Origin of the sequence: Silvimonas soli, from assembly GCF_030035605.1 — a bacterium.
Taxonomy (GTDB): Bacteria; Pseudomonadota; Gammaproteobacteria; order Burkholderiales; family Chitinibacteraceae; genus Silvimonas; species Silvimonas soli.
The window spans coordinates 1,275,284-1,287,709 of record NZ_CP106736.1 but is presented as its reverse complement, the minus strand read 5'-3'; the positions used below and the strand labels follow the sequence as shown (position 1 = coordinate 1,287,709).

Here is a 12,426-nt window from a genome sequence, read left to right as displayed (position 1 = left end):
GATTCAATCGCCGGCAATGAAACTACGCAGCGGCCATATCCTGATGCTGATCCTGGCTTGGGCTGGACGTATGGCGGCGACGCTTGCCGATGGCCACCATCCCGACCAGACCTAACCCCAGCAAGGCGTAGGTCTCTGGTTCCGGCACTGCAGGCACAGTGACTACACCACCGCCGTTTGCCACGTTAAACCAGATATGGCTATCGCTGACAATCTGGTTGATGTTGTTAGCCTGGGAAGAAGCCAACACTTGTGCGTCGCCGTTGCCATCACCAAAACCAACGGCGGCTGGCGATCCACCAAAGCCCCCGACGCCACTGCTGGCGTCACCCGTGGTCCACTGGATATCTTTATAAAAAAAGCCGATCTGGCCTTGGCCGGTAGGCACCAGTGCATCGTCGCCACGCAATACCAGTTGGAAGCTGGCTGTTTTGTCATCGTGCTGGTTGAAATAACCCACATCGTCCCAGGTTACGTACAAAGTATTGCCGTCATCGCGGTAATACACCAGGCCGCTGGCCGGGTTGCGAGTATCTACATCGGAAAAATAAGGGGAGATAATCGGCACATTAACGCCGGTGGGGCCTTGCGGGGTATAAGTTGAAAGCGGGTTATTGAAGGTTACGTTGCCGTTGTTGTTGATGTACAGGCTAGTGTAGGTGTTGCCGTACAACGTGAAATTGAATCCCAGATTGATCAGCGTTGATGAACCATCATCGTTACGGTCCATCGCCGGATCGCCCAGCGTGTTAGTGAAATAATCGGTAGAACTGACCAGTGCACTGTCCGGAATGATGGATGTCGTGGCAAAGGTTGGACTGGCTAGTAGCAGAGTCGCCGCTGTTGTCAGGGCAAACTGGATTTTATTTAGCATGACGAGTACCTCAATCTATCCCGTAGATGCGCTATCCCACCGTTGCATTGGCTGATGTGGCGCGTTGTTTGTATGGAGCTTTCAATAGCTTTGTTATGGTGCGTAAGGTGTTCGGCAATAATTTTAATTTGCTTACTTGTAAATTAATATATAAGTTTGTCTGATGTAAATTAGTTAAATACTTATATGCAGGCAGACGTGGCTACGCTGCAAGCTGTGCGTGATATTTGATGGGGATTAAGTGCCGGAACGAGGAGATAGAAGGACGTCAGCAACTAGCTGACGAGGGATGGAAGGCCGCTGCAGGATTGATTGCGTGGCAAGACGGCCGGTTTGCACTTCGTCATGATCGGTATGCGAACTGACCAAAGTAACGCGGTGTGTACGGGCCGGAGACGGATTGATGAAGCGCGGATGGTGGCACGGCGGAGAGAGGCGGTGCAGATTGCACCGCGAAAAAAAAACCAGCCCACCTGAGTGACCTGGAGATTTTTAATTTAGAGGCTGGTACCCGGGATCGGACTTGAAGACGCGTCTACAATCAAGTATTCGCGCACCCTGTAGCTTAGGTTCCGTTTGTCGATACCCCCAGATATACCCCCATTTTCTTAGTCTTTCTCTAAACGTTTATACCCACGCGAGTGAAGAGGTTTTATCTCCTCAGAGAATGCAGTCTTTGATGAACTCATGGGCAAATTGGTACGGCTGCCAATCCATTGATGGATGTCGTCCTCGCGCCAGGCAACACTTCGAGCACCAAGGAGCACTCGTTGGGGGAAGGTTTGGTCGTAATAGCGACTAGCGGGGTCGAGTTTTTCGTAGATTGAGCTTTTGGAAAGCGTAGTCAGGGCGATAACGGCTTTAAGACGCAGTAGTTTCATGAAATTGAGACCCATTAGTCCGAAATTTTTTGCGTCTCCTTTCTGCCGTCAAAAATATGCTGCCGTCGACGCAATAACTTGTCAATTCGGCCACTTTTCGGCCGGAGGAACAAATGCGTTGTAAATATCCCAACTGCACAGATCCAAAACTACGATTTTGTTTTGCTTCCGGTGGAAAAGGCGGCTCCATACTTTGGAATGCCACTACTAAGGGCCATTTTATTGGCCCTCTTTTGATCGCATTGTCAATTCGGCCACTTTTCGACAACGCAACCTAGTAGGCGTTCGCCAGAAAAGCGCGGGCGATGCCTTGCCTGATCTTTGTGAAATATTTACCCAAAAATTTTTTTTCGTTCAGGTACCTGTCAATGCAGACGTCTTTTCTTTTTCCTTATTCTCTTGGTCAACCGCGGCGATCCGCGGGAGTTCAACGATCTAAAAAGGGGATTAAAAATGAAGAGTCAATACCTGCACTTCGGCGCGTTTGCGCGGTTTTCCAGCCGCTCTAACGCGATCAGCCATGCTTCGCCCACCCAGTCCAAACCAACCTTCAGGGGCGTGCTGGGTGAAGCACTCCGGGTCCCGAGCCGCAGCAAGCACGTTCTCCGCGACCATGGGCGTATTTTGCCTCCGCGGATCTTGCAGGGATCGAAAGCTAACGTGCTTGACTCGGTCGCGGCCTGGGTCGCAGATCAGAATCGCAATCGTTGCAATGCGCAACGGCCTAGACTGCGGCGAGACAGCCCAGTCATGATTGCACTGATGGCCAGCTATCCAGAACGGCTGAAGTCTGACGACGGCCAACCCACCGGCTTCAATCATGAGTCAGATCAATCCTGGCAACAGTGGCTACGACTCACAAGACACTGGCTTGATGAATTGTATGGTGAGCGGGTGCGCTTGGTCGTCGCCCACATGGATGAAACTTGTCCTCATCTGCATATTTTCCTAGTTTCTCAACCAGGCGAGGGATTGGAGGCTATACATCCCGCGCTCGCAGGCCTGCCTCGGGAGTTAAATCGAGGACCCGGACGGCGGGCAGTGGAGAGCGGGAACGTGGTTCAATGGCAGGATGCGTTTTTCGAAGCTGTATCAAAGCGTTGCGGGCACGAGCGTAAAACGGCAGGCCGCTCACGAAGGAGAGTCAAAGAGTCAAGGCTTGAGCGGCAGCTCAACGACGCGGTTAGCCAACACCAAAACCAAGTTGCGCGATTGCGCCTGGCTCAGCAGGTTCTACAAAAACGCGAACGTGATGCCACAGACCTGCAACTTGAGTTGGATAATAAGCGACAGGAGTTTGTCATTCAGCAAAACAAATTAACTCAGACAGAGTCCAGGCTGCAGCGTGAACGAGAAATTTGCGCTGAGTTGGATAGTGCGCTCAAGGGACGGGCAGACATTCTGAACGACAAGTTGCTGACACTCACCAGACAGGACAAGCTATACAAAATCTTCGAGGGATTGCTGTGCACGCAACTTGGGCTAGATCCATCCGTGGTACTGCAAATATTTCAGGCGGAACTGGACGCGCCGGAGAAGGACTCGAAAACCTTAAGTTCGTACCCACGCTCAGGTAGTTGGGGTAGGTAGCAGCTTACGGGAGGAAAAAACGGCATTTAACCAATGTCGTTTTCAAGTTTTTGGCTAGTGCAATTGGCACCGGACGCAAAATGTACTCGTTAAACGTTTACACAGAAACCCGCGCCTACATATCTACAAAGCCAGCGTCAGCTTTGGGGAGCGGTGGCGTGCCTAGCGGCCACTCACCGTATCCAAGACTTCGGCTTGTATTCGGTGTGGATTCAACCGGTCGATGCAACAGGCCTAAGAGGACGGCCAAGTAATTGATGACAGGAGTCTGGAATGCAGCGCAAAGCTGCTACTCGAATGGCGGATTTTTAGCTACAAGGCGTCTACGGGAAGCGAGGCCGTTCAGTCCAGTCCAGCCATCGCCGGTTAAGAAATTCATGACTTTCACCAGCGTTGGGACAGCACCGGCCCAGCGAGCCGGGCCACTAACCGAAATGACCATCCGCACGATGCAGCGGACCATGATCGCGTTCCAGGCGGCTTGCTCCGTCTTCAGTCGAAGATGACCTTGTCTTATGAGTTGAGGGTCGGCTCTTCCGAGATCACCTGCACCACGAAGTCCATAACCGCGCGAATGGACGGGACCTTGCGCAGATCATGGTGAGCCATAAGCCAAATTTCGCGAGCAAAGTACGGAACTCCGCTGCTGATCCTGACCAGATCAGAGTCTCTGTCACCGAGAAAACAGGGCAAGCCGGCAATGCCTGCTTTTGCGCGCGCTGCCACCAGGTGCTCACTGGAATGCGTCAATTCGCAAATTACCGGTCGATCGCCTGCAATGCCAAGTAGCCAGGCTTGTTGGGGCAATTCAGCGTAACTCTGATCCCAGGCGATGAACTGCCACTTCTCCGGCGAAGACAAATGAGGATAACAACGATGCGCATAAAGACCAAAGGCCATCGTCCCGATCTTCCTGGCTACGACGCCTGTCTCTGTCGGTCGCGCGAATCGCACTGCAACGTCAGCTTCGCGGCGACTGAGTGACACCTGAAGACCTTGAGCGGAGACAGATAGCAGAAGGTTCGGGTGCTCAGTACGAAAACGGGTCAGTTTCTCGGCAAAGAGATGTGTCGCCAGCACGGGCGGAGCGCTGAGCAAGACCCGGCCAACCAGCGGAGCATGCGCCGCTGTCGCCATACGTACGACACCATGAGCCGCTGCCTCCATCTCCAAGGTACGCTCGAAGACCTGCTTGCCGATTGAGGTGAGGCGACAGGCTCGCGGCAGCCGGTCAACAAGGCGAACATCGAGCGCGGACTCAAGGGCCCCCAGTCGCCGACTGACCGTCGCATGGTCCACTTTCAGACTACGGGCAGCACCGGAGAGAGTCCCCGCTTGCCCCACCGCCAAGAAATGCCGTATGTCTTCCCAGTCGACCATCTATGCAAAATCTCCAGGATGCATTGCAAATATAGAGAATTTTCACACAAAAGATATGGACGTAGTCTTCAGTACGTACTTGACCAGGCGCAGCAGGCTTCGCACTCATAGCGGGGCCGCGTTAACCATGCAAAGGACAACTGAACCATGTCAGCGAGTCGCTTCAAAGTTGGAATCGTGGGCCTGAAGCCAGGAAGAGGATGGGCCATGCAAGCCCACATTCCCGCATTACGCGCCCTACGGGAGACGTACGAGATCGTCGGCGTTGCAAACACAAACAGGGCAAGCGCCGAAGAAGCCGCGCTCGCGGCCGGTCTGCCGAAAGCCTTCAACTCTGTCACCGAACTGGTCGCGTCGCCCGAAGTGGATATCGTCGCCATTACCGTGAAAGTTCCATATCACAAGGCGATCGCCAGGGATGCAATCGAGGCAGGCAAGCATGTGTATTGCGAATGGCCGCTTGGCAATGGCTTGGTCGAGGCAGAGGAGATGGCTGCGCTCGCAAAGAAGAAAGGCATCTTGGGCGTGGTCGGAACTCAAGCGGTTTGTGCCCCTGAGGTTGCATACTTGAAGAACCTGATCGCAGACGGCTTCATCGGTGAAGTGCTATCGACCTCGTTGGTTGCACGTGGCGGCGCACTGCAGGGCGGCGGAGCCATCCCGGACAAGAACGTTTACGGGTACCTTCTTGACAGGACGAAAGGCGCAACCATGCTGACGATTCCCGTGGGACACACGCTGGCGGCGCTTAAGTCGGTGTTTGGCGAAGTCATGGAAGTCTCCTCGATGCTGGCTGTTCGGCGGCCGATGACTCTCGCGGTTGACACTGGAGAAATGCTCCCCACGTCTGCACCTGACCAAGTGCTGGTCAGTGGCATCTTTGCAAGCGGAGTGCCTCTCTCTTTGCACTATCGCGGCGGGGCTGAACGAGATGACGATGGCCTGTTCTGGGAGATCAACGGCACGAAGGGCGACATCCGTATATCAGGCTCATCCGGTCACACACAAATGGTACAACTCTCCCTCTCCGGCGCACGGGGCAGCGAGAAAACCTTCCAACGGCTCATGGTCCCTGATTCCTGCCGTTCCGGATGGCCTGAAGAAGTCGAACCAGGGAACGTGGCTCGCGCGTATGCCAGGATGGCCCGGGACCTACGCGACGGTACACACACGGCACCTAGTTTCGATGATGCCGTAGCCATCCATCGAATCATCGCAGCAATCGAAAGGTCAGCGGAGAGCGGAAGGCGCATTGCTGTGTGATGTGCAGCGAGCGTAATGCCACCAACGCCCTATCGACCCAAAGCAATGGTGGTCTGGCCCGGCCTCAACGGACACCGGGTTAAGCACTGAGTGCTGAATTACGCAGCTCGAATTCCACCGGGGTCAGATACCCCAGCGTCGAATGGCGGCGATGATGGTTGTAAAACCGGATGTAATCGAACACATCCGCTCGGGCTTCGTCGTAACTCCCGTATCGGCTCAGATACACCCGTTCCGCCTTGAGTGACCGGAAGAAGCTTTCCATCGCTGCATTATCCCAGCAATTGCCGGTGCGCGAATGGCTTGGAACGATGCCATGTCGTTTCAGCAGGTTCTGGTAATCAAAGGCACAGTACTGGCTGCCACGGTCCGAGTGAAGCAAGATTTCTCCCGCTGGCTGGCGTCGTGCCACCGCCATCGTCAATGCCGCATGGACCAGTTCCTGGTGCATCCGGTGATGCATTGCCCAGCCCACCACCGCACGGGAATACAAGTCCAGCACCACCGCCAGATACAGCCAGCCTTCTCCAGTCCGGATATAGGTCATGTCCGATACCCAGCGCTGGTTGATGTTCGCCGCGTCAAATTGACGTTCCAGCAGATTCGGTGCCACCGGCAAAACATGCTTGCCCCCGGTCGCCGGTGCCCAGCGCTTGCGTGAGCGCACCTTGATACCGCTTTGCTGCATCAGGCGAGCCACCCGGTGACGACCGCAGGACAGGCCCTGCGCCATCAGTTCTGCATGAATCCGCCGGTATCCGTAAATCCCGTTGACCTCGGCATGAACCAGCCGGATTTCCCGGAGTAGTTTGCGATTGGCCATCTCCCGCATCGAAGGTGTACGCCCCAGCCATGCGTAATAGCCACTGCGGGAGACCCGGAACAGCTGACACATCATGGCGACAGGGTAACGTTCAGCCAGCGCCTCAATGGCGCGGAACTTCACTTCGTGGGTTGCGAGAAGATGGCGAGCGCCGTTTTTAAGATGTCGCGCTCCATGGTCGTGCGGGCCAGTTCGTCGCGAAGGCGCTTCAGTTCAGCCGCTTCGCCGCTTTGGCGGCCACGTCCGGGAAAGGCATCGGGCCCGGCATCCTGGAACTGGCGTTTCCATTTGCCGAGCAGGGCTTCGGTGATGTCGAGGGCGTGGGCCACATGGCGCAACGGGGTGCCGGCCAGCACCTGGTTTACTGCATCACGTTTGAAGGATTCGGGGTAAGTACGTCTGGTCTTGGTCATGAACACAACTCCTGGGTGGGCATTATCCACCTTAAGTCAGTGTCCATCGAGGCCGGGCCAGACCATTTCTCAACTTTCATCTTTCCTGTAGATCGGTCGATCATGGATCTTTCCCCGATACCACCCGCCACTTCGGGCTCAATTACAAAATAGCGTTCCATATTGCTCACCTAACGGCGGATTAAAATTGGCACCATATTTCCCATCCAGCTCAGTTGCCTTTTGCAACAACTCCGCTTTCGTTGGAGAGGTATCAGAGCGCGAGCAATGCGCTCTCCTGAGACCGGCTTCTTGAGGATTTCAGGCATTACTACAGTTGTAGTCGCCATTGAAAGCGCCAGTACTTCTGAAAACAAACCTTCCTTTGAACCGAAATAACGGTTGACCAACATTGCTGTAACCTCTCTCCGGACTGCATCGGTTGGCACCGCGCAGATTGATGGGAGAGAGGGGGAGGCTGACTGAGTAGGGTTTGACTCATTGCGCGATACGACCGAAGCGCTTGGGGAGCCACTAGTTGTGGCGGCACGGCTGGCACCGTGTTCCGAAAGGTTGGAGCGTTTGCGAAGATGTGTGGTTGGGCTTGGCGGCCCGTTGTAGCGAAGTGCCGTCATTCTCGCTAGGCAGCGGGGATGACGAACTCTGACCTTGGTCGGTCAGATAGCGAAATCAGGGTAGATTAAGGAGGTAATTTTCTGTTCTCTCTCATGACCGGGTATCAATCTCGATACCCGGTTTGTTTTGTGTCATTTGTGATGGTTAGAATATCTTTTCAACCAAATCCGGCGAAGCGATGTCCCGCACATGCCGGAACGCGCTCTCTACAGCCGTAATATCTGCGCTGGCCACGCCGTACTCTTCAAAGAAAACCTTCCACTCGCGTACCTTGGACCAGACGGCGGCAAAGTGGGAGACGGCTTGCGCCTCACTCAAGCCGAAGGCCGCGCAAGCCGACAGTGCATTGTCCAGGGTAGCCAGTTTGCCCTGTTGGCCAACGCCCAGATGCAGTTGCCGCTCTTGGGCAACACCCGGGCGAGGCATGACGTCATACAGCGGGCTGAGTCGCCAACCCTTCAGCCCATCGTCGTAGATGAAGCCATGATTGCGCAAATGGTCGTCGTCATTGCTTACGAAGATGTTGAAGACCATGCGGCCAAACAGTTCAGAGAGATTCAGCGCCACCATGTCAGGATGGATGTAGGTGCGAACACCTTGGGCGATGTCCATGTACGACTTCAGTCGCGACTCTTCCTCAGAGCATCCCACCAGCGTCAATGCGCTGATAAAGGGAATGCGGCGCTCAAGCGGCCCATCACCAGGCTGGGTCAGCATCCATTCCCGCGGCAATGGCGTCGTCGCGGAATCGGACCAATAGCGGTCGAAGCGGTGAATCAGCATGACACTGCGACCACCCACGTCCACGCAACCCACAGGCGGCACGGTAAGACCGCATTCTGCAGCGAGGCGTAGCGCGGCCATTTCGACTTTAGGCATGTCGAACCGGTCAGTTCGGCTCCGAAACTTGGCCAACTGCAGGCAGCCGTTTTCGTCGCGAACCGTTGCCTTCGGGCGGGCACCGCCCAGCGCGGTACCCTCAGTGAAGATGGCCTCCAGTCTCGCCGGTACCTCTTCGCCAGCCTCGATGCGGTCTGCCGCCTCCATCAAGTAGCCTAGACCAATCTCGGAGTTAATCCCGTTGAGTATGGGGGCATTACGGTCGCGGCGGATATCCAGCGCACCGACCCGGTTGCCGCCCGCCTCAAGCAGATACGTGGACTCAGGCAGGCTGTTCACCGGCGCCTTCAGCTTGGATTCAATGACCCTGCGGCCCCATGAGTCGGGGGAGGCATCACGGATGCCACCAAAGAAGGGCAAGCGATTGGCGGGAAACAGCACGTTGCCCTCAACCTGGTGGAGATGGCCCAAACTCAGGCTCACCGGGTCTACTTCAATGCGGTATTGACGCTGGAGATAGCGCAAACCATAAGCAAATTCGGAGGCCACCAGAGTATTACCGTCTTCGGTGAGCGTCAGCAAGCCGCACGGCTCGAACGCATCGCCAAGCCATGCGAAGGTGGTGAGTTTGGTTGTTCTGGTTGCCATGTGCGGTCCTTAGAAGTCGAGTTCTTCGCGTTCGGACTGTGAGAGCACGCGCACGCGCTTTGTCTTCTCCCGGTCGGCAAGGCTCAGCAGGGCGGGGTCATCCTCGGAGAGCAGCGACAGCAGGGATACGCCCGGCGCGATGGCATCCAGGTACCGTAGAAGCTGACCTATGGCCAATGCGGGGTCGCCGCTCTCAATGCGCGATGCCGTGCTGCGCGCGATGCCGGCACGCACGGCGGCATCGGCCTGACGCACCTTTCGCGCAGTGCGCAGCCGGCGCAGCTTTTCGCCAATCCCGACCATTTCCTTGGTCAGTGCCGTGCTCAACAAAACGTTCTGTTTACCATTCATGTCCGCCAAACCAGTCTGCATCGATTTAATGTCCGATATCACGAGCATAGCATGTGGTCAGATGGCGGGTGATAAATGTGCGTAAAAACGGATGTTAACTCTTTAATGTCCGATATTGCGGACATTTTAATCAAAGACCCCATATTCCCGCCCGCCACAACGGACACGAGAGGCAACGCGGCCGAAACCCCGAAATAGAAGCAGTGCGGATTCTTGCAGAAATTGACCTGGTAAGTCGTTTGCGGCCATAAGGAAGCTCTGCTTACCGCAACAAACACCTTCACACTTCGATTCAGATGTTCCTCTTCGCGTATCACCAAAATATCTGTCGGCATTCAACCGGCTGTTTGCACCGGACTTGCGATCACGCCCGAGCAGCTCAATGAATCGCGCTTAACAAAGCAGGCGCGCCAAACTCCACCAGCTTGCCGTGGGAGCCATCGAAGTATCGCTGCCAGAATTGCTGCAAGGCACGCATGGTTTGCGGATCGCGATAAACCCCTTTTGCAGCGGTATCTTCCACGATCAACCCAGCGCCAAGCACGTAAATCTCAGCCCCTCCGAAGTCACCGGTCAAGTTGTTATCGGCCACCCGCTTGGTTTCCTGGTCGGGATTGATTTTGCGTACTACCCGTTTGGCATAAAAGCTGGAAATCGAGGAGTTTTCCAACATGTCGGATGCGATCAGCACGATTTTACGTTGCGCACTGGATGCCTTAACCTGGCGGGAAACATCCTGAATACTGGCAAGAACATCTGATTTGCTGATTTCATTGCCATCACCATGAAATGCCTGGCGCAGCGCATTACCCGCGAGTGTTTGTACCGTTCGCACCTGATATGCCTCGCACTGGTCGTAGCGTGCCAGCGCGGTTTTACCGATATCGTTGCGGGTAGCCGGCTCAAGCGCGGGATCAAGCTCGGCGTGAACCAGCTCGTTGGTGTAGTGCCCCTGGGTATAGGCTGAGAAAGCGTAAATAGAAAGCGCATTTCCCGAAACAAGCAAAGGCTTGATGTGATCCGCAATGGACTGTTTCAGATCGGCATTGAAGGGTGTGGTCTGGTCGACCATGACAAACACTTCGATCGCCGGTGCGGTGGTTGGTACCGGCAGTTTGGCGAAGGTGAAGCAACTGCTCAGGGCGTTGGCCGGGCCAGCCGCGCTCGCCACCCCGGCAACGCCGGACAATAGCAGCGCGACCGTCAGGTTGCGTAGCATCATGGTTTGGCATCTCCGTCCAATTCAGCTAGTTGTGCTTTCAGGCGTGAGATCTCCGCCTGGCGCTCATCCTGGGCAACCTTGGCCTGTTCGCGTTCAGCCAGTTGCTGGCGCAACCGAATCAATTCATCGTCTGCATCTGCAGTTACTGCAGCGGCAACGGGAGTAAGAACGGGTTCTGCGACAGGTACGGCCGGAGTGACCTGGGCAATCGGTGCAGCCTCGACTACAACGGCTGGCGCTATTTTCCTGGCAGTGGCCATGTCGTGGCTGGAGCGCGTGTGGTCGCGCTCGCTCTCGCGGTCACGCAGATCGCTGGCCCGCTCCATATGCATGAAATCAGTAAAGGTTTTGCTGGTATGCACACCGCGCGTGCCGCTTGAACCATTGCGATCCATCATGCGTTGCTGCAGACCTTCCAGCCGTGCCTGGGCTGCATCGGCAATCTCGCTGTAATGCGCACGGACGTCAGCATAGCTGGAGTAACGACCACGCCCGATTGCCTTGAAGGCCAGATCACTTTCCCGCCCGGCAAAACCCCACTTAAAGCCAAACAAAACGCCCAGCAACTGCAAAAACACAAAGATAAATGCCAGTACGATGAATGTGCCCCAACCGCCATGGCGGTCGATATTTTCTTCATCCTGCTGCGCGCGGGTGTTGGCATCGTTGTTTGATTTCACGTCATCCGGTGGCAACGCGTTGCTGGACATATCCAGGCCGCTGTTGGCAGCCGGCTGTGCCAGTGTGCTTTGTTCGCCCACGACTTGCTGATGCAGCATTTTCTCCAGCACCTGGCCGCGTACATACGTAGCGCCAATTGCCACAAACAGAATGAATACGGCAGTGCCGATCGTCACAATGTACTTGGCATGGGCGCCGACGCGGTTCGCCAGTTGTGTGTAGTGCGGAGTGTCATCATCCAGGTTCTGTGAACGTGCCAGCGCAATATCGCCCGACTGAAAATCATGGCTGCGCTGGTTATCTTTCCAGCCACGGCGTGCTGCAGCAATCTTGCTGGACACATACAACTCATGACCGGAGAAGTGCGTAAACGCGACCAGTAACACCGAAATCATGAAGGCGATACCCACCGCACCCATTTGTTGCAGATTCTCGCTGGCGCCGGGAATCGTATAGCCCGCCAGCACGTAGCTGAAACCCATGGCTTCAATGAAAACCAAAGCGCAAGTCAGCACCCAGATCAAAAACGGCGTGCCCCGACGTCCAAGGTCGCCCGCTTTGGTCAGATAAGTGATCTTTTCGTTGAAATCATGCTCATCGCGGATACGGATGAATTTTTTGTAATCACGGCACAAGGTCAATTCGGATTTGAACCAGCCATTGTCGCCGGCCCGATTGGAATCGCGAGCCAGCCGTGCAGTGGCCCCAATGACAGGGAAAGCATACCAGGTGTTCATCCACCACCATTTCACTTTTTCCCAAAGGGTGGCGATAACGACCGCAGCGAGCAGGATGCTGACAATGCTCCATGCTGCGTAGGGGTAGGTAGCAAAAAACTCTTTCAT

The 12,426-nt window shown here is 55.4% G+C and carries 11 protein-coding genes; 2 read left to right on the top strand and 9 right to left on the bottom strand.

The window, feature by feature from the left end; all coding sequences use genetic code 11:
* Nucleotides 1-22: 22 nt before the first annotated feature.
* Nucleotides 23-874: a nidogen-like domain-containing protein gene (locus N7220_RS05845; RefSeq protein WP_283150521.1), complete on the bottom strand. Its 852-nt coding sequence runs from the start codon at nt 872-874 to the stop codon at nt 23-25.
* A 608-nt stretch (nt 875-1,482) separates the two neighbouring features.
* The gene (locus N7220_RS05840; RefSeq protein WP_283150520.1) at nt 1,483-1,755 is read right to left on the bottom strand and encodes an AlpA family phage regulatory protein; all 273 of its coding nucleotides are present in this window, start codon (nt 1,753-1,755) and stop codon (nt 1,483-1,485) included.
* 453 nt (nt 1,756-2,208) lie between these two features.
* Here N7220_RS05840 and N7220_RS05835 point away from each other — a divergent pair, with 453 nt between their 5' ends.
* Nucleotides 2,209-3,345, top strand: a complete 1,137-nt coding sequence (locus tag N7220_RS05835) for a plasmid recombination protein (protein ID WP_283150519.1) — start codon at nt 2,209-2,211, stop codon at nt 3,343-3,345.
* 513 nt (nt 3,346-3,858) lie between these two features.
* On the opposite strand, the gene N7220_RS05830 is transcribed toward N7220_RS05835, so the two are convergent.
* Nucleotides 3,859-4,725, bottom strand: coding sequence for a LysR family transcriptional regulator (locus N7220_RS05830; protein WP_283150518.1), 867 nt, complete (start codon nt 4,723-4,725; stop codon nt 3,859-3,861).
* Nucleotides 4,726-4,872: 147 nt separating this feature from the next.
* Here N7220_RS05830 and N7220_RS05825 point away from each other — a divergent pair, with 147 nt between their 5' ends.
* Nucleotides 4,873-5,988 carry a Gfo/Idh/MocA family protein gene (locus tag N7220_RS05825; RefSeq protein ID WP_283150517.1) on the top strand — a complete coding sequence of 372 codons (1,116 nt, stop codon included), beginning with the start codon at nt 4,873-4,875 and terminating at the stop codon, nt 5,986-5,988.
* Nucleotides 5,989-6,067: 79 nt separating this feature from the next.
* On the opposite strand, the gene N7220_RS05820 is transcribed toward N7220_RS05825, so the two are convergent.
* From N7220_RS05820 to N7220_RS05795, 6 genes are all read right to left on the bottom strand, one after another.
* Nucleotides 6,068-6,934: an IS3 family transposase gene (locus tag N7220_RS05820; RefSeq protein ID WP_283150516.1), complete on the bottom strand. Its 867-nt coding sequence runs from the start codon at nt 6,932-6,934 to the stop codon at nt 6,068-6,070.
* Complete coding sequence (locus N7220_RS05815; RefSeq protein ID WP_283150515.1) at nt 6,931-7,224, bottom strand: transposase; 294 nt, start codon at nt 7,222-7,224, stop codon at nt 6,931-6,933. Before N7220_RS05815 ends, N7220_RS05820 begins: the two co-directional genes overlap by 4 nt.
* A 759-nt stretch (nt 7,225-7,983) precedes the next feature.
* Complete coding sequence (locus N7220_RS05810) at nt 7,984-9,327, bottom strand: type II toxin-antitoxin system HipA family toxin (RefSeq protein ID WP_283150514.1); 1,344 nt, start codon at nt 9,325-9,327, stop codon at nt 7,984-7,986.
* A 9-nt stretch (nt 9,328-9,336) separates the two neighbouring features.
* The gene (locus N7220_RS05805) at nt 9,337-9,678 is read right to left on the bottom strand and encodes a helix-turn-helix domain-containing protein (protein ID WP_283150513.1); all 342 of its coding nucleotides are present in this window, start codon (nt 9,676-9,678) and stop codon (nt 9,337-9,339) included.
* A gap of 379 nt (nt 9,679-10,057) precedes the next feature.
* A complete protein-coding gene (locus N7220_RS05800; protein WP_283150512.1) occupies nt 10,058-10,900 on the bottom strand; it encodes a hypothetical protein in 843 nt (280 codons plus the stop codon).
* Nucleotides 10,897-12,426 (bottom strand): hypothetical protein, encoded by a 1,530-nt coding sequence (locus N7220_RS05795; protein ID WP_283150511.1) that lies wholly within the window; start codon nt 12,424-12,426, stop codon nt 10,897-10,899. Before N7220_RS05795 ends, N7220_RS05800 begins: the two co-directional genes overlap by 4 nt.